The sequence below is a fragment of the Campylobacter sp. CFSAN093260 genome, assembly GCF_012890095.1.
In the GTDB taxonomy this organism is placed as follows: Bacteria; Campylobacterota; Campylobacteria; order Campylobacterales; family Campylobacteraceae; genus Campylobacter_D; species Campylobacter_D jejuni.
On the sequence record NZ_CP040618.1, the window covers coordinates 16,403 to 38,926 of the forward strand.

A 22,524-nucleotide genomic window follows, 5' to 3' on the forward strand; every position below is an offset into this window, starting at 1 on the left:
AATGCCCTTTTATTCTACTGTGATATCATTTTTGATTTTTTCAAAAAGCTTATCACCTATGCCTTTAACTTTTTTAAGATCATCAATACTTGTAAAATTTGCTTCTTTACGGTATTCTAAAATCGCTTTAGCCTTAGCTTCGCCAATACCATTTAAACTTTTTAATTCTTTTAGCGTTGCAGTGTTGATATTTACAGCACCAAAGAGAAAAGCCGTTAAAGCAAAAAATAAAAATAGTAATTTTTTCATTTTCTTATCCTTTTATTAAAAAATAATTATAATATTATCTTAAAAAGGATAAGAATTTCTTAACTTAACCCAAAAATTCGCGTTTAAAATACTCTTTTGGTGCTTTACATAAAGGACAGGCTGCTGGAGCTTTTTTGCCACGATGTATATGTCCGCATACTTCACAAACCCATAATTCTTCTACTTCGCTATTAAAAAATTCTTCTTCTTCAAGCATTTTTTTAAGCGCTAGATATTCTCTTTCGTGTTCGATTTCTACTTTACCAATAGCTGTAAATAATCTTGCTATAGCCTTTTTACCTTCATCTTCAGCAATTTTTGCAAAATTTGGATACATAGTTGTGTGCTCATAATTTTCACCTTCTGCAGCACTTACTAGGTTTTTTGTAGTTACTTCTAAAGATTTTCCATCAACGATTTCATGATAAGCTTTAAATTCTGCTCTTGCATGCCATTTTTCATTTTCAGCTGCTTCTCTAAAATGTCTAGCAACCGCATGCCAACCTTCTTCTTCAGCTACATCAGCAAATAAATCGTATTTGTTTCTCGCCATAGATTCGCCCGCAAAAGCTTTCATCAAATTTACTGCAGTTAAATCTGTAGTGATACATTTCATTTCTTCACCACAACAACTAAGCTTACCTCCACCTACATTTTGAACTTCTACTTCATTACCACATTTTTGGCATTTATAGGTTTCATATTGTCTCATTTTGACTCCTTTTTTGATTATCAAAAAGCATTGTATTATAAAAAAATATTTTTGTCAATTAATAATTTTTATCATTTATGAAAATGTATATCAAAATAAATTTCACAAAAATTAAGCTTTGCTAAATATAATTTTAAAAAATTATTATCAGGAGTTACAATGAGAAGCGATGCGATAAAAAAAGGACATTTAAAAGCACCTAATCGTTCTTTACTTCGTGCTTGTGGTTTGAAAGATGAAGATTTTGACAAACCTTTTATAGGTGTAGCAAATAGCTATATAGATATAATCCCAGGGCATTATTTTTTAAATGATTATGCTAAAATCATTAAAGATGAGATACGCAAAAATGGTTGTGTGCCTTTTGAGTTTAATACCATAGGTGTAGATGATGGTATAGCTATGGGACATGAAGGTATGCTTTATTCTTTACCAAGTCGTGAAATCATCGCAAATTCCATTGAAACAGTGATGAATGCTCATCAACTTGATGCTTTAATCTGTGTTCCAAACTGCGATAAAATCACTCCTGGTATGTTAATGGGAGCTTTAAGAGTAAATGTTCCAACCATTTTTGTAAGTGGTGGGCCTATGGCTTCAGGGGTAACTAAAAAAGGAGAAAAGATTAGTCTTAGCTCTGTTTTTGAAGCTGTAGGGGCTTATGAAGCCAAAAAAATTAGCGAAGAAGAATTTAAAGATATAGAATGTTCAGCCTGTCCAAGTGGTGGATCTTGCTCGGGAATGTTTACAGCAAATTCTATGAATACCTTATGCGAAGCTATGGGTATAGCACTAGAAGGTAATGGAACCATCTTAGCTTTAAGCAAAGAAAGAGAAGAGCTTTTAAGAAAAGCAGCGCGTCGTATTTGTGAAATCGCCTTAGATGAGCGTTTTAAAATTCGCAATATCATCACTCAAAAAGCCGTGCGTAATGCTATGGTAGTAGATATGGCAATGGGTGGAAGTAGCAATACTGTTTTACACATGCTTGCCATTTCGCGTGAAGCAGGGGTGGCACTAGATATTAAAGATTTAAATTTCATCTCAAGCAAAGTTGCACACATAGCAAAAATAGCCCCGTCGCTAAATAGTGTTTATATGGATGATATCCACAAAGCAGGCGGTGTGAGTGCAGTTATGGCTGAAATTTCAAGCAGACAAGGACATATTTTAGAACTTGATGCACTGACCATTACAGGAGAAAGTCTCAAAGAACGCTTAAAAAATGCCAAAATCAAAGATGAAAATATCATTCGTAAAGTAGATAATGCTTACTCAAAAGTAGGTGGGCTTGCCATTTTGTTTGGAAATTTAGCCGAGCAAGGTTGCGTTATAAAAACCGCAGGAATAATCGGAGAAAGAAAATTTAAAGGCAAAGCTGTTTGTTTTAACTCTCAAGATGAAGCTATAAAAGGCATTATCAAAGGCAAGGTGCAAAAAGGAAATGTTTGTGTAATACGCTATGAAGGTCCAAAAGGGGGTCCTGGTATGCAAGAAATGTTAAGTCCTACTTCACTTTTAATGGGTATGGGTTTAGGTGCTGATGTAGCTTTAATCACCGATGGTCGTTTTAGCGGGGCTACAAGGGGTTTAAGCGTTGGTCATATTTCCCCTGAAGCAGCTGAAGGTGGTCTTATAGGACTTTTAAAAGATGGAGATGAAATAGAAATTGATGTAGATGCTTATACTATCCATGCAAATGTAAGTGAAGAAGAAATTGCTAAACGTAAAAAAGAATTTGCATTGCCTCAAAAAGAGGTGTCTTCAAGATGGCTTAGAATGTATCAAAAACTTGTTAGCAATGCTAGTAAAGGTGCGGTTTTAGATATGGAATGAAAGGTTTCCTTTCATTCTTCTATTTCTTTGGTTATACGATTTCTTATATCTCTACGAACTATTTCCATGCCCCACAGCCAAACAATATGGCCAAAAATTTCAGACAGGTGTTCATCAAAAGGAATTTCAGAAAGTGGTGGAACTTCTGCAATTAAAGGCATTACAATAACATGGGCAAAAAGATAAACAAAAAATCCAAAAACTGCACCTTTCAGTAGGTAAGCCTAGTTGTTCTAGAAAAATTTTAGGTGGAGTAACACGTTCTAAAGCATCTGCTGGTCAAAAAACATTGGGATTTCTTGGAGGAAAAGGTACTTCCCAACCCCATTTAACAATAGCTCCGAAAATACCCGCTAATATACCTATAAAAAAGGCTAAAGTATAGCGCTTTTGAAAGTATTTTTTCATAATAACTCCTTTATATTTTATACAAAATAAAATTTGAAATTATAATATTTTTATTTAAAACATATTGAAAATAGTAGTATAAAAATCTTATTTAAATTTTAAAATACTCTCTTAAACTTTCACAAATTTCAAAAAAATTCACCCCATCTATGGTAGGATTTTCTTTAAAAAACTCATACATTCCTAAAAAACCACTTTCAAGTTCTTTAGACTTTACACCATAACTTATACTAAGTCCTGCTTCTATATAAGCAGCAATTTTATCGCAGTATTTAAGCGCCTTACCATCTATAGCACCAAATTCATTTTCATTAAAAGAGCTTAAACTTCCGCTGCAAAGCTCGATTTTAGCATTTTTATAAGTGCGATTTTCAAACTCATTTTTTACAAAATTTGACTCACCGTTTCTACCTTCTCTAATGCCTAAAATATAAGAAAACTCAGCCCTTAAACCCTCAGGTACAAAGGGTAAAATTCTTTCATTAATAAGTTTCATTTCATAATCATTTATGATATCATGAAGTCCATCAATGCCGTATTTTACAGGGCTGATAATATCACGTGTTAAAGACTCTGGCAAATCATGAAACAAAGCACAATAAAAATTATTCTCAAGTCTTTTATCGCAAGCCTTGATTTTTAGTGAGTAAAAATATCCTAAAATCGCCACCACAAGCATATGTCCTAAAACCGCGGTTTCTGGTATGCGTGGAGTTTGAGCCCAACGTTTTTGAAAGCGAAGTCTTCCGCTAAGATCAATAATTTTGGCTATTTTTTGATTTAAAGCAATTTTTCTAGCTCCTATAAGCTCATAGTAATCTTCTAATTCTTCTTCAACTTTGTTTTTAATCTCATCAATATCATTTAAAAAAGCTGAGGTTTGATAAACTATGTTAAATTCCCATCTTGTAGCAAAATATGAAGCTGCTTTTAAGATAAGTCTTTCTTTAGCATAAGCATTACCGTTTAAATACGCTTCAAAACGCTTTAGAAATTCCCCATCTTCTATATCTTCTATCATAGGTTCGATTTTGCTTAAAACCCAAGCATTAACTTCAGCTTTTTTTTGACGCACGATTTCATGATACACATCAGGGCGTATATCAGTTACCACAACACGACTTAAAAACTCAAAAATTCCCCCTTCTATAATCACTCTTATATCCACATCTTTTTCCATTTTAGCGATAAAATATGCGATGATGAATTTATGAGCTTGTTTGTCAAGTTCAACCAAATTTGCCATTCTTGGATAATCATTCCAACGACTGATAGAAGCGGCTTTAAAAATGTGTTCTATGAGTTTTATGTTTATCATGCTTTTGCCTTTTTTTGCAATTTAAATTTAAAAATTTTCGTTAAAATTGTGAAATTATAGCAAATTTAAGGATAAAAATGAGTAAAAAAGCACTTTGTATCATAAGTGGCGGTATGGATAGTACTTTGTGTGCTTATCTGGCCAAAAAAGAAGGTTATGAAATCATCGCTTTGCATTTTGACTATGAACAACGCACTCAAGAAAAAGAAAAAGAATGTTTTAAGCAAATTTGCAAGGCTTTAAAAGTAGAAAAATCTTATATTTTAGATGTGAGTTTTATCAAAGATATAGGGGGCAATGCCTTAACCGATAAAAGTATAGACATCCCTAAAAATGAGCTTTGTACAAGCGATACTCCACCTATCACTTATGTGCCTTTTCGCAATGGAATTTTCTTAAGTATAGCAGGATCTTTGGCTGAAAAGGAAAATTGTGAGAGTATTTTTATAGGGGTGGTAGAAGAAGATGGCAGTGGTTATCCTGACTGTACTGATGAGTTTATACAAAAGGCACAAGAATTTATCAATGAAGGTACGAGTAAGAATTTCAAAGTTTGTATAAAAACTCCGCTTGTTAGACTAAACAAAGCTAAAATTGTAGAACTAGCCTTAAAAGAAAATGTACCTTTAGAACTTACTTGGTCTTGTTATGAGAGTGAAGATGAAGCTTGTGGGGAGTGCGATAGTTGTTTGCTTCGTTTAAGAGGTTTTGAAAAAGCAGGATTTAAAGATAAGATTAAATATAAGTCCTAGTTTTCACTAGGACTTAAAGCTTAGTTTAAAGTATAAAGCTTGTTTGCTCCATCTTGATAAGAAAGAATATTGATTTTTCCATCTTTAAAGAAAATGCTTCTAGCATTAGTGATAGAGCTTGGGAAAGCGATAGTTTTCACTACTTCTTCTTTGACTGGATCAATTACGGCAATCACATTGTGATTTTTGCTAAGTGCATAAATTTCCCCATCTTTAAAAGTCATAGAAGTTACATAAAGATCACCTAAAGTTTTACCTTCTTTAAGATTTGCTTTTGGAGTAAATTCTCCTGAAAGAACACGATCTTTTAAAGAAACTTTAGAGATTACAAAAGTTTTAGCGTCTTTGTTGTTTGGAACAGTTGCAAGATAAAAATAATTTCCATCTGTAGTCATACTTGCTACATGGTTAAATTTTGCTCTTACGGTATCAAGTCTTCCGCGACCTAAACTTTCGCCTTGACCTTTAAATTTATCATTGCCTTTTACAAAGTCAGCGTATTGTTTAGCGATATCTTCTTCACTTGCATTAGGATTTTTTGCAAATCTTAAGAAAGATTTGTTTGAGCCCATAAGAATGAATTTATCGTTCATATAAGGTATGATACCGATGATTGGATCAATAGTAGCTGAAAAATAAGGATCAAGTTCAAAACCTTCTTTAACGCTAAAATTATTATCTAAGAAAGCTACATCCCATTTAGAACTTGCTACAAATTCGTTATTGATATAATCAAGAGTATTGATGGCTTTGTCAAAATTTATGGTTTGTTCATTTGTGATTTTAAGCTCATCATTGATTTTTGCAAATGGAGCATTGTTGATATCATTATCAAATTTTATGCCAAGTTTTTCACTTGCAGGTGCAAAAGCATAATCAGGAGCTTTAACATCGCGTTTTCCTAAGAAAGAAATATTTTGCCATAAACCATTCCAACCTTCTTTACTCCAAATGATGTATTTTGGATTTAAACTAAATCTTACAGGATCGCCTTGTCCTACATAAGGAGGAATACCTGTGCTAACAAAGGCTTGGAAAACATTTGATGCTACGATGATAGCACTGATTAAAACTGCTGCAAAGCTAAATTTAGTATATTTTCTAAACTTTTCTCCATTTAGTTCAGCTTCAAAAGCATTAAATTTAGGAGCAAAAGCAAAAATCACACCTAAGAGCAATACAACAGCCCAAAATACTACTTCAGCCCAAAAATAAGTATGGATACCAAAAACTGCTAAACCAAAACCTTGATCTAAATCTCTATGAGCGTGATTACCATAGTGAGCAAAAGATTGATAAAGCCCTACTGCTGTCATGATTAAAAGAGCAGCAAGGTATTTACCTTTCATACCATAACGAACAATGAAAAGCGCCATTACACCGATAAAGATCATTGCTTCTCTTTGTCCCCAGCAAAGCGTGCAAGGACTATCGCCCAACATATAACCAAATATCAAATTTGCAATACCTACAGGCAAGAGTATAATCAAAAAGCCTGCTAAACACATTAGTGTGTAGAAATTTTTTGTTTTATTGATTTCGTTCATTTAGCCCTTCCTTACAGATTCATTATTGTTAATAGTGCGCCTGTTTTGTGGCCAACATAGAAAAAAACCATTAAAAGCCAAGCTACCATTACCAAACCAAAAGCCAAATTTTCTTTTTCTGGTTTTTTGATAATCAGTATCAAGGCGATTAAAACTAATAAAAGTTCAAGAAACTCCATAGTATCTCCTTTGAAATAAAAACTGCTAATTTTACTTGAAAAACATAAATTAAAAATAAAATTTTTATTGAAATTTCACGTTAAGTTAAATTAACGTGAAAAAAGTTACTGAAAGCTACTTAATTTTTCGGAGAGTTTAGAGGCACCATTTAGAACATTTTGAGAGATATTATTGATTTCACATGATAAATCTTTAACAGAATTTGCAAGTTCGTTAACTTTATCTATATTTGTTCCTAAGATAAGCATTTTATCTTTTACTTCCATGCTTTTATCTTTCATGGTTTGGGTTGATTCTATAGAGCTTTCCAATTTATGCATAGAATTTACAAGTTCTTGTTGTAAATCATTGGTTTTTGAAGAGGTTTCTTTCATAGAATCATGGATAAGATCCATTAAGGCTTTGTTGTCATTGATTTGTTGGACTATAGTATTAACAGTAGCATTGATGTTTAAAAGAGATTTACTTGTTTTATCAGCAAGCTGTCCAACTTCATCGGCTACAACAGCAAATCCACGCCCATGTTCACCTGCTCTTGCAGCTTCGATAGCTGCATTTAGGGCAAGTAAATTAGTTTGATCAGCTATGTCTTTAATGGAGTTTGTGATTTCTATAATATTATCCGCACTTTGGGTTAGATTGTCCATATTGGCTACTATATTTTGTTCTTTTTCATTGTTTTCATTTATTAAATTTACAAGTTCAGATAGAGTAAGTTCTACTTTATCCATTAGTATGTGCATATCTTGCATATTTTCTATACTTTCTTGTGCTAAATTTCCCGCAAGATTGATATGATCATCTAAAACATGAGTGATTTCTTTAACTCCTTGAATTTGTTCATGTTGCGAATTAGAGCTGTTTTCAAGCATCATAGAGTTGTTTTTGAGTTTTTGTGAATTTTGATGACTTGATTTAGCATTTTCTATGGCTTCTATGATTGAGTTTTGAACGGTGGAAATAAATGAATTAATATATTGAGCACTTTGTCCAAGCTCACTTTTTGGATCTATATTTAAACGAGAGTGTAGATTGGCTTCTTTGCTAGCTAAATTAGCGCTTAGTTTTTCTAAAGTATGAATTGGCATGATGACTTTTTTTAGTGTTAATAAAATAAAAAATACAAATAATACAAGAGTGATTCCAAATACTGCTAAAGCGATATAAAATTTAAATAAATTAGATTGTTCTATAGTATTTTGGGTAAAAGTGTTAAGTTGTTTTAACTCTTTCATGAGAGAATTATTCTCATAAATAGAAGAATTATCTTGCATAATAGAAATTTGCTTTACAATCATTTTATAGTGTTTTAAAAAAAGTTGTAAATTTTCACTTTTTGTATCATTTTTGATTTCTTTCATAAGATTGTTGAGTTGATTTAGTGTTGTTTTTTGTAAAATATTTTCAGTTGAAAGAACGCTTAACATAGAACTCATTGTTTTATAGTTGTTTTTATTTGTTTCATGGTTTTGTTCCAATTCTTCAAAATAATTTTTAGCTAGTTCAAATAAATAAAGTTTTGAATTTACTGCTATGGAATTTGCGGATTTAAAATAATTAAGCTGGATTAGTTTGGCATTAAAAATTTCTTCTGCTTTGTTTATGTCAATCCCAAAAGTTTTAAGTTTTGTAAAGTTTTCTTGCATTTTTTTTATTGCTTGCACACTTGGATCGTAGTTGATAAAATTAAAACTATTTTGAAAAATAGAATTGATTTTTTCATCTGAAATTTCTAGTTGCTGAACTATGTTTATCAAGTCTTTGTTATTTTTAGATGAAGAATAGTTATTAAAAATAATAGCCAATAAAACAAGAATGAAAGTCAAAACTAGTATAGATAAGATAATAAATTTTATCAAAAATGAACTTTTTTTATTTGTCATGATATTCTCCTGTTAAGCTTTCTAAGAATGCAACTATATTGTCAACTGTTTCTTGATCTAAAAATTTTCCTAGTTGATAGTAAGCCATAAACTGAACACAAGCATCTAAAGTAGGTATAGAACCATCATGAAAATAAGGCGCGGTTTTGGCTATATTTCTAAGACTAGGAACCTTAAATACCATTTTATCAGCTTCTCTTTTTGTGATTTCATAACGCCCTAAATCTTCTTGGTTTGGGTATTCTTCAAAAATACCGATTTTTTGAAACATATTTCCACCTATATTTTGACCTTGATGACAAGAGATGCAGCCATTAGCTTTAAAATCTTCGTAACCTTTTTTAGCTTGAGTTGAAATAGCATTTTGATCCCCGCTAAGATAGCGATCAAAAGGAGAATTTGGGGTGATTAAGGTTTTTTCAAATTCAGCAACTGCAAGGGCTATGTTTTCTACCGTAACTTCTCCATAAAGTTTTTTAAAAGTTTTTACATAATTTTCATTTGAATTAACTTTTTGTAAAAGAAGTTCAGGACTTAGCCCCATTTCTTTTGGATTGAAAAAAGGTCCCATAGCTTGTTCTGTTAAATCTTTAGCTCTGCCATTCCAAAATTGCACAAAATTAAACACAGAATTAAAGGTTGTAGGAGTGTTAAAGGGTTTATCGAGTTGATTATCAACTCCTATTGAAAATTCAAGCCCATCAACACCGTGTTGATCAAGCCTATGGCAAGTATTGCACGAAACTTTTCCATCTTTGGATAAACTTTTATCCATATAAAGACTTTTTCCAAGTTTAGCTTTTTCTTTATCATAAGAGATGGAATTTGGAATAGGGGTTATCATATCTACTGCAAAGACTATATTTGCATAAGATAAACATAAAATCATTATTATTTTTTTCATGATAAATTTCTGCCTTAATTTAAGTTTTTAAAATGCCATTATAGTATAATTTTAGTAAATTATTTAATAATTGATATTTTTTATTTTATTACAAAGTTCTCCTAAATTTTCTATTACACAGCGTACTTCATCACCTTTTTTAAGAAAAACGGGCGGATTTAAACCCATTCCTACACCGCTTGGGGTTCCCATTGATATGATGGTACCGGCTTTTAAGAGCATTCCTGAGCTTAGTTCCTCTAAGACATATCCGATGTCAAAAATAAAAAATTTTGTATTGGAGTTTTGTCGTAATTCTTTATTGACATAACTTTTCAAATGGAGTTCAGGTGGATAAGCAATCTCATCAACACTTGTGATATAAGGCCCCATGATAGTACTTCCCTCAAGGCTTTTTGCGCGGTAAAATTGCTTGTGGCGTTTTTGGAGATCTCGTGCTGAAATTTCATTGATGATGGTATAACCAAAAATATAATCCTTTGCATCTTCAGCTTTGATTTTATAAGCATCTTTACTTAAAATGAAAGCAAGCTCACATTCATAATCAAGCTGAGAAGTTACATCAGCATGTAAAGATATGCTGCCAAAAGGAGCTGTGGCTTGATTGCAGCGTTTTCCAAAATATACAGGATATTCTCTTTCTTCAAATTTTTCGCCTTTAAATTGTGCAGATTCTTTGGCATGATCTAAAAAATTGATCCCAAGACATATGATATCTTGTCGAGGTTCTATGATAGGAGCTAGATAATCTTCTTTTGGAATTTCATAAGCTGTTTTAGAGTCTAAATCTTTAAACTTATGTTTAAATTCATCAAAATTTATAATCAATTCATTCATATCACGAACATTGATATCAAGATCGGCTAAATTTACCACCTTTCCACTTGAGTTAAACACCCCTAGAGTAGCTTTTTGATTAAATTTAAAATTAACAAATTTCATTTATAAAATCCTATATTTTTATTTTTTGATTATACTAAATTTTTAACAAAAAGTAAATTTTTATTTTAAAAATTTTTATTAAAAATGATAGCTTGTTAGATATGAAGTATCGCCTTTATTTTAAAATGCTGCTAAAATTTTTTCCATACCCTTTTTTGAAAAAATATCAAAATTTTCTCCGTTATAGTTAAATTTTAAACGATAAGAATGCAAACACAAGCGTTTAGCACCGCTTAGTTTTATGCGTTCTTCTATGTCCATTTTGTCATCTAAAATTTTTTCTATATCTTTTTTTTCAAGGCCATAGAGTGGATCGCCTAAAATTTTGTGGTTTTTATAAAATAAATGCACTCTAATTTGGTGTTGTCTGCCTGTGAGTGGTTTGCAAAGCAAAAGTGTAGCATTGAGCTTAGGATAAAAGCTCAAAACCTCAAACTCTGTGATTGCTTTTTTTCCATTTTCACAAATTTGCATTCTAGTTTTAACATCATCATAATCTTTTGTTAAATCCATCGCTTGATCGACTATAAAATTTACTTTAATTTCTCCACTTGCAAGGGCAAGGTATTCTTTTTGAATTTGTTTTTTTTCAAACATAGTTTTAAGTTCAATTTGTGCTTTTTTGTGTTTGGCTACGAGTATGAGTCCACTTGTTTCTTTATCAAGCCTATGGGCTACGCACGCTTTTTTACCCCAAAGGTGCCAAATTTCATCACTAAGGCTGTATTTGCAGTGTCTGCCATTAGGATGACTTAAAATTCCACTTTCTTTTTCAAGTACCGCAAAATCTTCATTTTCAAAAACAATTTCTACTCCCTTGGGATTGTTTTCATAGACTATTAATTCTACATCGCCTTTTAAGATTTTATTTTTTTCTTCTACTAAAATTCCATCACAAAAAAGTCTTTTTTTGTCTATGAGTTTTTGGGCTTCATTTATATTGATTTTCAAATTATCTATAAGGACTTGAAACGCCTTTTTTCCATTATTTGAGAGTTTTATTTTTGTGTAAGCCAAACTTAACCTTTCTCTAAATTTTTTTAGATAAAATTCCATTTTCATTTTTAAAAAAAATTATAGCTAAAAAGGTTTCAAAGATGGTTGAAAGATATAGCAGAGAAATCATGGCCAAAAAATGGGATATGCAAGCAAAATATGATGCATGGCTAAAAGTAGAGCTAGCTGCTGTAAAAGCTTGGAATAAACTAGGCCTTATAAATGATACAGATTGTGAAAAAATTCTTAAAAATGCAAAATTTGATATTGCAAGAATAGACGAAATAGAAAAAACCACAAAACACGATGTTATCGCTTTTCTTACAAGTGTAAGTGAAAGTTTAGGAGAAGAGAGTCGTTTTGTGCATTATGCAATGACAAGTTCTGATTGTATCGACACCGCTGTAGCTTTACAGATGAAAGAAAGTTTGGATTTGATTTTAGAAGATGTTTCTTTGCTTTTAGAAGTGATTAAAAAACGCGCTTTGGAACATAAAAATACTTTAATGGTAGGTAGAAGTCATGGAATTCATGGAGAGCCTATCACTTTTGGTTTAGTGTTAGCTATTTGGTATGATGAAATTTTGCATGCAAAAGAGCTTTTAGAGCATGCAAGAGAAGTGATAAGTTATGGAAAAATTAGTGGTGCAATGGGAAATTTTGCTCATGCTCCTTTAGAATTTGAAGAAGAAGTTTGTAAAAATTTAGGTCTTAAAGCTGCCCCTGTTTCAAATCAAGTGATCCAAAGAGATCGTTATGCTCAAGTTATTTCTGCTATTGCAATTTTAGCTTCAAGTTGTGAGCAAATCGCTGTTGCGATAAGACATTTTCAAAGAACTGAAGTTTATGAGGCTGAAGAGTATTTTAGCGTGGGGCAAAAAGGAAGTTCGGCTATGCCACATAAAAGAAATCCGGTTTTAAGTGAAAATATCACAGGGCTTTGCCGTGTGCTTAGATCCTTTGTAACTCCTGCTTTAGAAAATGTAGCTTTATGGCACGAAAGAGATATATCGCATTCAAGTGTTGAAAGATTTATCTTGCCTGATGCCTTTGTTACAGCTGATTTTATGCTCATGCGTCTTACAAATTTGATCGATAAGCTTTTGGTTTATCCTGAAAATATGATGAAAAATTTAAATCTTACAGGTGGACTCGTATTTTCACAACGCGTTTTATTAGAGCTTCCATTTAAGGGCATTAGCCGTGAAGAAGCTTATAAAATAGTCCAAAGAAATGCGATGAAAGTTTGGGCTGATTTGCAAAATGGCAAAGCTGCTATCAATGAAAAAAATGAAAGCTTATTTTTACTTGCACTTTTAGCTGATGAGGATTTGAGAAAAAGCTTGAGTGAAGAGGATATAAGAAAATGTTTTGATTATAATTATTACACAAAAAATGTTGATGCAATCTTTGCAAGAACTTTTAAATAAGGACAAGGAATACAATGAAAGTTATTAAAAGAAATGGTCGCACAGAAGAATTAGACGTTTCTAAGATCAAAAAATGCACCTTTGATGCTATAAAAGATTTAGAAGGCGTTAATCTAAGCGAGCTCGAGCTTGATGCTAAAATTCAATTTCGAGATGGAATTTCAACTGAAGAAATTCAAAAAACTTTAATTAAAACTGCTGTAGATAAAATCGATATTGATTGTCCAAACTGGACCTTTGTCGCAGCTAGACTTTTTTTGTTTGACTTGTATAAAAAAGTGAATGGAATGAATCGCTATAATCATTTGCGTGAGTATTTTGAAAAGGGCGAAAAGGAAGGTAGAATTTTACTTGGGCTTAAAGAAAAATATGATTTAGATGATTTAAATGATTATATTAAGCCTGAACGCGATATGCAATTTACTTATCTTGGCATTAAAACTCTATATGATAGATATTTGATTAAAGATAGCAAGGGTATGCCTATAGAGCTTCCTCAGCAAATGTTTATGGCTATTGCTATGTTTTTAGCACAGAATGAATTTAATCCTCAAGAATGGGCAAAGAAATTTTATGATCTCATCTCTAAATTTGAACTCATGCTTGCAACTCCTACTTTATCAAACGCAAGAACAACACGCCATCAGCTTAGCTCTTGTTATATAGGCTCAACTCCTGACAATATCGAGGGAATTTTTGATTCTTACCAAGAAATGGCTTTGCTTTCTAAATTTGGTGGCGGTATAGGTTGGGATTGGTCTAAAGTGCGTGCTATGGGTGGAAGCATAGATGGGCATAAAAATGCCGCAGGAGGGATTATACCTTTCTTGAAAATTACTAATGATATTGCCGTGGCAGTAGATCAGCTAGGAACCAGAAAAGGAGCTATAGCTGTTTATATAGAACCTTGGCACATGGATATAAGTGATTTTATTGATTTGCGTAAAAATTCAGGTGAAGAAAGACGCCGTGCTCATGAACTTTTCCCTGCTTTATGGATCAATGATCTTTTTATGAAGAGAGTAAGAGCTAATGATAAATGGACTCTTTTTGATCCTGCGGATACGGCGGATTTGTGTGATTTATATGGTGAAGCTTTTGAAAAACGCTATGAAGAATATGAAAAAGATGAAAGCATTACCAAAGAAATCGTAGAAGCTAAAGAGCTTTGGAAGAAAATTTTGCTAAATTATTTTGAAACAGGCTTGCCATTTTTATGTTTTAAGGATAGCGCTAACAGAGCAAATCCAAATGCTCATGTAGGAATTATTAGAAGTTCAAATTTATGTACTGAAATTTTTCAAAATACCGAGCCAAATTATTATCAAATTAAAGTAGTTTTTGAAAATGGAGATGAACTTCATTTTGATGAAGAACAAAAAGTTGTGATCGATGGGGGATATGAAAAACCAGCCAAAAAAATCTCAACTTTAGATAGTATTGATGGTAATAAAGTTTATATAGTAGAAAAATATAAAAATGATGGAAAAACAGCCGTTTGTAATCTAGCAAGTATAAATCTTAGCAAAGTGTATACTAAAGAAGATATAGAGCGTGTTGTGCCAACTGCTATTCGTATGCTTGATAATGTGATAGATTTAAATTTTTATCCTCATAGAAAAGTAAAAGATACAAATTTAAAATCTCGCGCCATAGGTCTTGGAGTCATGGGTGAGGCACAAATGCTTGCTGAGGCTAAGATTTATTGGGGAAGCGATGAGCATTTAAATAAAATCGATGAGATTATGGAACAAATTAGCTTTGAGGCTATTAATGCGAGTTCAAATTTAGCTCTTGAAAAAGGTTCTTATGAAGATTTTGAAGGATCAAATTGGAGCAAGGGGATTTTTCCTATTGATGTAGCAAGTCCTAAGGCTAAAGCTTTAACTTTAAGAGAGGGCTTATTTGATCAAAGTGAATGCGACTGGGTTAAACTTAGAGAAAAAGTTAAAAAAGATGGTATGAGAAATGGTTATTTGATGGCCATTGCACCTACTTCTTCTATTTCTATTTTGGTGGGTACTACGCAGACTATAGAACCTGTTTACAAAAGAAAGTGGTTTGAACAAAATTTAAGTGGTATGATACCTGTTGTTGTGCCAAATTTAAGCCTTGATACTTGGCAATACTATACTCCAGCCTACGAACTTGATCAAAAAATTCTTGTAAAGGCTGCTGCTGTGCGTGGTAAATGGATCGATCAAGGGCAGAGTTTAAATATCTTTTTATCGCTTGATAAAGCAAGTGGGGGATATTTAAATGAAATTTATCAACTCGCTTGGGAGCTTGGAGTAAAATCTACTTATTATCTAAGAAGCGAAAGCCCTGATAGTGAAAAAGTCAATGTTGCAGATCGTAGCATAGAATGTGAAGGTTGCCAATAAATACTAAAACCCAATGAAAATATTGGGTTTTAAGAGATTAAGAATTGTAAATTTCTTTATCTAGGGCTTTTAGATTTTTTGCAGTACAAAGTGCCGAAGTCATAGCTCCTGAGACATTACTTGCTGTTCTTGCCATATCTATAATAGGATCTATAGCTAAAATCAAACTTAGCATGACAAAATTATTACCAAATCCAATCCCTGCTAGCATAATAGAAGCTGCCATAGTTGCACTTCCAGGTACTCCAGCTATACCCAAGGATCCAATAACAGCTACCAAAACTATCATTAAAGCAAATGTAAAATCAATATGTGTATGTGTAGCAAAAGCTACAAAAACTGCCGCTAAAGCTGGAAAATATCCCGCACAACCATTAAGTCCTGTTGTTGTACCTATAGATGCTACAAAATTAGCTATAGCTGAATTAACTCCAAATTTATTTTGCAAAGTTGAAGTAGTCATAGGCAAAGTGCCCAAAGAAGATCTTGAGCTAAATGCAAATAACCATACAGGAAATGCTTTTTTTGCATATTTTATAGGGTTTAGCCCTTGTGAAGCAAGAAGTAAAAAATGCACCCCGAACATTATTAACATAGCTATATAAATAAGCATTATAAAAAGTCCAGCTGTTTTGATAGCTTCAAAACCATTGCTTAAAAGCACATTAGCCATCATACAAACTACAGCATAAGGCATAAATCTAATGACTGTAGCAGTCATGTTCATCATAATATTATAAAAGGTTAGGATAAAATTATGAAAACTTTTAAAGGCTTGTTCATACTCTTCTTTTTTAGAAATTTTTTTAGCACTAATTCCTATAAAAAAAGAAAAAATGACAATAGCTATAATATTTTCTTTATTAATAGCTGCAATGATGTTGCTAGGTATTAGCCCTAGTATAATATTTGAAAAAGTTTGAATTTCGCGAATTTGTTTATTTCCTTCATGTATAGCAAAATTACTTCCTAAATCAAAACTATAACCTAAAAATATACCCAAGGTTGCAGCTATGGCTGTGCTAAAGAGTATCCAAAAAAGACTTATTCCAAGCAAGGAGGATATTTTGATATTTTTATCAATTTCTATAATTACTTTTATAATGCAAATGCTTACAAGAGGAACAACCAGCATTTTTATAAAAGCTACAAAAACAGAACTTACAAATGCAAACCAATGTTTTGTTTCGCTATACCAAAGAATATTACTTGCTTCTTTAGCATCTGGAAAATTTGCCAAATATTGCAAAGCAAAACCAAACCCCAAACCCATTAAAAGCGCAAATAGCATGCGAAGAGAAAAATTGATTTTTATATCCCGCATTTTTTTTAATGCGTAAAAAACAACGCAAAGCATAGCAAGAGTAGTTATAGTATGAGCTTGTGAAAGCATTAGAAAATCTTGAAAAAATTGTTTATCCATAAAAAGTCCTTATAAGAAACTATAATCAAGCACAAGGTATATGAAAATATACTTGCGTAAAGCTTGATTTTATAAATGGTAGCATAACAATATTTTAAATAAGATAAAATTAGTATGATTTATTCTATATCTTTATGTAAGCAATGTTCAAATATAAATTTGTGTTCTTGTGGCAAGGCTTCAAATAAAGCATTTGCTAAATTTCTAATCTCCCAAAGAGCTGATTTTGAACTACGCAAAGAAATGAAATTCTGCAAACTTCTTGCATTAATCGTTAGTGTAAGTTCAGTTTTATAGCTTTCTGGTAAGCAGTATTTGGCTATATCTAGACTAATGCTTTTTTGTAAAATAGTGCGTAAATTTTCTAAGGCTTTAATGCTTGCGTTATCAACCTCTTCATTACCACAAAGCACAAGATAACGGCTTGCATTTTCAAAATCTCCTATTTTAAATTCAGCTTCATTGCGAAGTTCTTTTAAGGTATAACGCGTGCTTTTTACACTAGGACTAGTGTGACGGTGTCTTGCAACTTCTTGTAAGCAAGCTCTTGAAATTCCTTGTATATAAAAAGTATAGTTTAGATGTTCTAAGGTTGAAGCGTGTTTGAATTTGTTGCCCACGCGATCGATAAGTTCTTTATCTTTTTCGCCACCGCAATCGCCTTTTTCAAAGCTTTGCCAACAAGTTCTTGTTGCATGGGAACAAACAGATAATGGAGTGTGAAAAAGTAAAGTGATTTGCATGCTTATTCCTTTTTTGATAAAAATATTTTTTGTAATTCTTGCATTTTTTACTTAAAATTCTAATGAAATAAAAAGTTTTATCAAGCTATAATTAGATAAAAAAATAAGGCTTATTATCAATGAAACAAACAAAATATATTTTTGTAACAGGTGGAGTTTTAAGTTCTTTGGGTAAAGGGATAGCCGCTGCTTCTATCGCAACACTTTTAAAAAATTCAGGGCTTAAAGTGAGTATTTTAAAAGCTGATCCTTATATCAATGTTGATCCAGGCACTATGAGTCCTTTTGAGCATGGAGAGGTTTTTGTAACTGATGATGGAGCAGAAACGGATCTTGATTTGGGGCATTATGAGCGTTTTTTGGATGAGAGTTTATCTCAAGATAATAACTTCACTACAGGACGGGTTTATCAAAGTGTGATTGAAAAAGAAAGGCGTGGAGAATATCTTGGCAAAACCATTCAAGTTATCCCTCATATAGTAGGAGAAATCAAAGATCGCATTAAAAAAGCAGGAGAAGGCAAAGATATACTTATCGTTGAAATAGGTGGAACTGTTGGGGATATAGAAGGCTTGCCTTTTTTAGAAGCTATTCGTGCTTTGCGTTTGGAAGTGGGTAAAAATAATGCTATGAATATTCATCTTACTCTAGTACCTTTTATTAAGGCTGCAGGGGAATTAAAAACAAAGCCAACTCAACATAGTGTAGGCGAGTTAAGGCGCATAGGCATTAGTCCTGATATGATTATTTGTCGTAGTGAAAAAGCTCTTGATAGAGATTTAAAAGATAAAATTGCTATTTCTTGCGGGGTGGAAAAAAATTGCGTGATAGAAAGTGTTGATGCGGCTAGTATTTATCAAATTCCACTTAATTTTTTAAAGCAAGATATTTTAAGCCCTATTGCTGAAATTTTGGATTTGAAAAATTTAAAACCTAATATGGAAAATTGGGACTCTTTGGTAAAAAGAGTTATAGCTCCAAGCAATGAAGTTAAAATCGCTTTTGTAGGCAAATATGTGGATTTAAAAGAAAGTTATAAAAGCCTTACTGAAGCTATTATACACGCAGGTGCAGCTCTAGATACTAAAGTGGAGTTAAAATGGGTAGATAGTGAAAAACTTGAAAATATGGAAAGTTCTGAAGTATTTAAAGATGTGAGTGGAATTTTGGTTGCTGGGGGATTTGGATATCGTGGTGTAGAAGGTAAGATAAAAGCCATTCAATACGCAAGAGAAAATAAAATTCCTTTTTTAGGAATTTGTTTAGGTATGCAGCTTGCTTTGGTGGAATTTGCTAGAAATGTATTAAAACTTAAAGATGCAAATTCAAGTGAATTTAATGAAAAATGCCAAAATCCTGTGGTTTATTTGATTGATGAATTTATGGATACAAATGGAGAAAAACAAATTCGTACTGCAAAAACTCCTTTAGGTGGAACTATGCGTTTAGGGGCTTATAAATGTGATATCAAGGAAAAATCCCTTTTGGCTAAGGTTTATAATGAAGTAAAGAGTGTAAAAGAACGCCATCGTCATCGCTATGAAGCAAATCCAAAATATAGAGCAGATTTTGAAAAACACGGTTTGATTGTAAGTGGTGAAAGCAAAGGATTGATTGAAGCAGTTGAGCTTAACTGTCATCCTTTTTTCTTGGCTGTGCAGTTTCATCCAGAATTTACATCAAGACTTGAGCATGTTAATCCTGTGATTTGCAGTTTTATCAAGGCAGCTATAAACTATGAAGATAATTAATAAAAATGAAATTAAAAAAATTTTGGCTTCACGCTTTGAAAAAGATTTGCATACCAAACTTTGTGATCTGCCTTTGCCATGCTGTTTAAAGGATGCATATAAAGCAGCTAATCGCATCAAAGAAGCTGTAGAAAAAAATGAGAAAGTCGCCATAGTAGGAGATTATGATGTTGATGGAATCATTTCTTGTGTTATTATGGCAGAATTTTTCGATGATATAGGTTTTGATTATATTATAAGAATTCCAAATCGTTTTAAAGATGGATATGGATTAAATGCTGAGATTATCAACGAACTTGATGTAAATTTAATAATAACAGTAGATAATGGAATAGCTGCTCTTGAAGCAGCCAAACTCTGTAAAGAAAAAAATATAGATTTGATTATCACTGATCATCATATGCCTCAAGATGTTTTACCTGATGCTTTTGCCATTATCAATCCAAAGCAAAAAGATTGTGATTTTCCAGAAATTGAAATTTGTGGAGCTCAAGTCGCATGGTATTTGATAGCGGCTTTAAAAGAGGTGTGCAAGCTTAAATATGACATGTGTAAATTTTTAGAACTTTTGGCGATTGCAATTGTTGCAGATATGATGGAACTTAGAGATTTAAATCGTGCTTTAGTAAGGCGTGGCATAGATCATATTAACAAATCTAAAAGGGCTGCTTTTAGGGCTATTAAGCATTATTATCAAAAGGATAAATTTGCTCTTGATAATATAGGATTTTTAATTGCTCCGCTTATAAATAGTGCTGGAAGAATGGATGATGCAAGTATTTCTTATGAATTTTTACACACTAAAGATTTTAATAAAGCTTTAGAATATCTAGAGCAAATTGTTAGTTTTAATGAAAGTCGTAAAGATGAAGAAAAACAGCTTTTTGAAGATAGTTTAAATCAAATCGATGAAAACGATTCTTGTATTGTGGTATCGGGTTTAAATTGGCATGAAGGTGTTTTAGGGATTGTGGCAAGTCGTTTAGCTAAACATTTTAATAAACCTGCTTTTGTATTTTCTCAAAATGAAGAACACTTAAAAGGCAGCGCAAGAAGTGTTGGCAAGATTGATATTTTAGCTTTAATTTCTAAGACAAATTCTATATTAAGCAATTATGGTGGTCATAAAGGTGCTGCTGGAATCAGTTTAAACTCTGAAAATTTTGAACAATTTAAAAATAAAATCAAAAAAGAATGTTCGCAAATTTCTGAAAGTGAATTTTTGGATACAGATGAAATTTTAGGAATCTTAGAACCTAGCGAAATTGATTTTGAAATGCTTGAAATTTTAGAATCTTTTGAACCTTTTGGACATAAAAATCCACGACCTTTTTTTGTTTTAGAAAATCTTTGTGTAAAAAATAAAAAACTTCTAGGTAAAGATGAAAAACACTTAAAGCTTGTTTTAACTAAGGAAAATAAAACCATAGAAGCTTTATTTTTTAATTTTGATAAAGAGCCAGAATTGAATCAAAATATTTCTTTGCTTGGAAGTATTTCTAAGAATGAATTTAGGGGAATGGTAACTCCACAGTTTGTTGTTAAAGAGATTTTATAAAAATTTTTACTTATAATTTGCATTAATAACATTAAAAAATTAATATACAAGAGATTAAAAAATTATTTATATGTTGTCTTTTTATAGGAGTATGCATGAAAAAAGCTAAATCAAGGATTGCTATTTTAGGAACAGGCGGAACGATAGCAGGCTTCATTGATAGCACTATTGCTACAACAGGATATACGGCCGGAGCCATTGATATAGATGTATTAATTAAAGCAGTTCCGCAAATTAGAGATTTAGCAGATATTAGTTGGGAGCAAATAGCAAATATTGATAGTTCAAATATGTGTGATGAAATTTGGTTAAGGCTTGCTAAAAAAATTGCTAAGCTTTTTGCTGAGGGGATAGACGGTGTGGTGATAACTCATGGTACTGATACTATGGAAGAAACTGCTTATTTTTTAAATTTAACCATTAAAAGTGATAAGCCCGTAGTTCTAGTTGGCGCTATGCGTCCATCAACTGCTATAAGTGCGGATGGTCCGAAAAATCTTTATAATGCAGTGGCATTAGTTGCCAATAAAGAAGCTAAGAATAAGGGTGTTATGGTAGCTATAAATGATAAAATTTTAAGCGCTAGAGGCGTAGTAAAAACTCATAGTTTAAATGTTGATGCTTTCTCTTCTCCTGATTTTGGGGATTTGGGTTATATAGTAGATGGTAAAGTCTTTTTCTATAATAATGTTACTAAAGCTCACACAAAAAACGCTCCTTTTGATGTAAGCAAACTCACAAGTTTGCCAAAAGTAGATATTCTTTATAGCTATTCAAATGATGGTAGTGGTGTCGCTGCAAAAGCTTTATTTGAACATGGAACTAAGGGCATAGTTGTTGCAGGAAGTGGAGCAGGAAGTATACACAAAAATCAAAAAGATGTTTTAAAAGAGCTTTTAAAAAAAGGGCTTAAGGTTGTTGTAAGTTCAAGGGTTGTAGCAGGTTGTGTTGCTGTGAGTGATTCAGATGAAAAATTAGGTTTTATTAGTGCTGAAGATTTAAATCCTCAAAAAGCAAGAGTTTTGCTTATGTTAGCACTTACAAAAACAAGTGATCCTAAAAAAATTCAAGAGTATTTTTTAAAATATTAAAATTTTTTAAATATTTCTAAACTTAGGGAACTTATCTTCCCTAAGTCAAGCCTTTCAATCCTATTAATAGTATATTATATCTTGTATTTTTTATTATCATTTAAAATTCCCCCTCCCCCCATTTTTAAACCCACCAAATACTTATATAAATACTTACACAAATATTTATACTATTTAATCCTTTGTTTAATCCCCTTTTAAGTTTAATTGGTTATACTTTCATTTCCTTTTTTTGAAAAAAGGACTTAAAATCTTTTAAATTATAAAGTTTCACTAGCTTAGTAGATTTTATAAATTAACTCTTTTGGTTTTTATCTTATAAACTAAAAGCTTTTTTATAAATCTTGTTTTTTAATTTAAAAACTTTTCTTTTAAAAATGATTTTTTGTTTTGTTCTTTTAACTTAGTATTGTTATT

General features: G+C 31.9%; 18 protein-coding genes and 1 pseudogene. 7 read left to right on the top strand and 12 right to left on the bottom strand.

Going from position 1 to position 22,524, the window contains the following annotated elements; genetic code table 11:
* Positions 1-9: 9 nt before the first annotated feature.
* Positions 10-249, bottom strand: coding sequence for a ComEA family DNA-binding protein (locus tag FBF22_RS00055; RefSeq protein ID WP_002855574.1), 240 nt, complete (start codon positions 247-249; stop codon positions 10-12).
* Positions 250-313: 64 nt separating this feature from the next.
* Entirely contained in the window at positions 314-961 is a 648-nt protein-coding gene (locus FBF22_RS00060; RefSeq protein ID WP_032586422.1) for a ferritin family protein, read from the bottom strand.
* 159 nt (positions 962-1,120) lie between these two features.
* Between FBF22_RS00060 and ilvD the strand changes: the two genes are divergently transcribed.
* A complete protein-coding gene (gene ilvD / locus FBF22_RS00065) occupies positions 1,121-2,797 on the top strand; it encodes a dihydroxy-acid dehydratase (RefSeq protein ID WP_002872310.1) in 1,677 nt (558 codons plus the stop codon).
* An 11-nt stretch (positions 2,798-2,808) separates the two neighbouring features.
* Here ilvD and FBF22_RS00070 read toward each other — a convergent pair.
* Both FBF22_RS00070 and FBF22_RS00075 read right to left on the bottom strand, forming a co-directional pair.
* A pseudogene (locus FBF22_RS00070) lies at positions 2,809-3,205 on the bottom strand (DUF1440 domain-containing protein).
* Between the two features lie 91 nt (positions 3,206-3,296).
* On the bottom strand, positions 3,297-4,523 hold the full coding sequence (locus tag FBF22_RS00075; RefSeq protein ID WP_002874645.1) for an HD domain-containing protein: 1,227 nt from the start codon (positions 4,521-4,523) through the stop codon (positions 3,297-3,299).
* A 77-nt stretch (positions 4,524-4,600) separates the two neighbouring features.
* On the opposite strand from FBF22_RS00075, the gene queC reads away from it, so the two are divergent.
* Positions 4,601-5,275 (top strand): 7-cyano-7-deazaguanine synthase QueC, encoded by a 675-nt coding sequence (gene queC, locus FBF22_RS00080; protein ID WP_002779268.1) that lies wholly within the window; start codon positions 4,601-4,603, stop codon positions 5,273-5,275.
* A gap of 20 nt (positions 5,276-5,295) precedes the next feature.
* Here queC and dsbI read toward each other — a convergent pair whose 3' ends face one another.
* From dsbI to FBF22_RS00110, 6 genes are all read right to left on the bottom strand, one after another.
* Positions 5,296-6,822, bottom strand: coding sequence for a disulfide bond formation protein DsbI (gene dsbI, locus FBF22_RS00085; RefSeq protein ID WP_002884672.1), 1,527 nt, complete (start codon positions 6,820-6,822; stop codon positions 5,296-5,298).
* 11 nt (positions 6,823-6,833) lie between these two features.
* Positions 6,834-7,001, bottom strand: a complete 168-nt coding sequence (gene dba, locus FBF22_RS00090; protein WP_002779270.1) for a disulfide bond formation protein Dba — start codon at positions 6,999-7,001, stop codon at positions 6,834-6,836.
* A 105-nt stretch (positions 7,002-7,106) separates the two neighbouring features.
* On the bottom strand, positions 7,107-8,885 hold the full coding sequence (locus tag FBF22_RS00095) for a methyl-accepting chemotaxis protein (RefSeq protein WP_002853148.1): 1,779 nt from the start codon (positions 8,883-8,885) through the stop codon (positions 7,107-7,109).
* The gene (locus tag FBF22_RS00100) at positions 8,875-9,789 is read right to left on the bottom strand and encodes a cytochrome-c peroxidase (protein ID WP_002853120.1); all 915 of its coding nucleotides are present in this window, start codon (positions 9,787-9,789) and stop codon (positions 8,875-8,877) included. Before FBF22_RS00100 ends, FBF22_RS00095 begins: the two co-directional genes overlap by 11 nt.
* A 63-nt stretch (positions 9,790-9,852) precedes the next feature.
* Positions 9,853-10,731, bottom strand: coding sequence for a fumarylacetoacetate hydrolase family protein (locus FBF22_RS00105; RefSeq protein WP_002853085.1), 879 nt, complete (start codon positions 10,729-10,731; stop codon positions 9,853-9,855).
* 120 nt (positions 10,732-10,851) lie between these two features.
* Entirely contained in the window at positions 10,852-11,748 is an 897-nt protein-coding gene (locus FBF22_RS00110) for an RluA family pseudouridine synthase (RefSeq protein WP_002820948.1), read from the bottom strand.
* 80 nt (positions 11,749-11,828) lie between these two features.
* Here FBF22_RS00110 and purB point away from each other — a divergent pair, with 80 nt between their 5' ends.
* Both purB and FBF22_RS00120 read left to right on the top strand, forming a co-directional pair.
* Positions 11,829-13,157 (top strand): adenylosuccinate lyase, encoded by a 1,329-nt coding sequence (purB, locus tag FBF22_RS00115; protein WP_002787425.1) that lies wholly within the window; start codon positions 11,829-11,831, stop codon positions 13,155-13,157.
* 14 nt (positions 13,158-13,171) lie between these two features.
* The gene (locus FBF22_RS00120) at positions 13,172-15,541 is read left to right on the top strand and encodes a ribonucleoside-diphosphate reductase subunit alpha (protein ID WP_002853090.1); all 2,370 of its coding nucleotides are present in this window, start codon (positions 13,172-13,174) and stop codon (positions 15,539-15,541) included.
* A gap of 37 nt (positions 15,542-15,578) precedes the next feature.
* Here FBF22_RS00120 and FBF22_RS00125 read toward each other — a convergent pair whose 3' ends face one another.
* Together FBF22_RS00125 and thyX are read right to left on the bottom strand one after the other, a co-directional pair.
* Positions 15,579-16,964, bottom strand: a complete 1,386-nt coding sequence (locus FBF22_RS00125) for a cation:dicarboxylase symporter family transporter (RefSeq protein ID WP_002884674.1) — start codon at positions 16,962-16,964, stop codon at positions 15,579-15,581.
* 119 nt (positions 16,965-17,083) lie between these two features.
* A complete protein-coding gene (thyX, locus tag FBF22_RS00130) occupies positions 17,084-17,707 on the bottom strand; it encodes an FAD-dependent thymidylate synthase (RefSeq protein ID WP_002853111.1) in 624 nt (207 codons plus the stop codon).
* A gap of 119 nt (positions 17,708-17,826) precedes the next feature.
* Here thyX and FBF22_RS00135 point away from each other — a divergent pair, with 119 nt between their 5' ends.
* The 3 genes from FBF22_RS00135 (at position 17,827) to FBF22_RS00145 (ending at position 22,107) form a co-directional block, all read left to right on the top strand.
* The gene (locus tag FBF22_RS00135) at positions 17,827-19,458 is read left to right on the top strand and encodes a CTP synthase (protein ID WP_002855601.1); all 1,632 of its coding nucleotides are present in this window, start codon (positions 17,827-17,829) and stop codon (positions 19,456-19,458) included.
* Complete coding sequence (gene recJ / locus FBF22_RS00140) at positions 19,445-21,016, top strand: single-stranded-DNA-specific exonuclease RecJ (RefSeq protein WP_002855578.1); 1,572 nt, start codon at positions 19,445-19,447, stop codon at positions 21,014-21,016. Before FBF22_RS00135 ends, recJ begins: the two co-directional genes overlap by 14 nt.
* 83 nt (positions 21,017-21,099) lie before the next feature.
* A complete protein-coding gene (locus tag FBF22_RS00145; RefSeq protein WP_257067281.1) occupies positions 21,100-22,107 on the top strand; it encodes a type II asparaginase in 1,008 nt (335 codons plus the stop codon).
* The last annotated feature ends 417 nt before the right edge of the window (positions 22,108-22,524 follow it).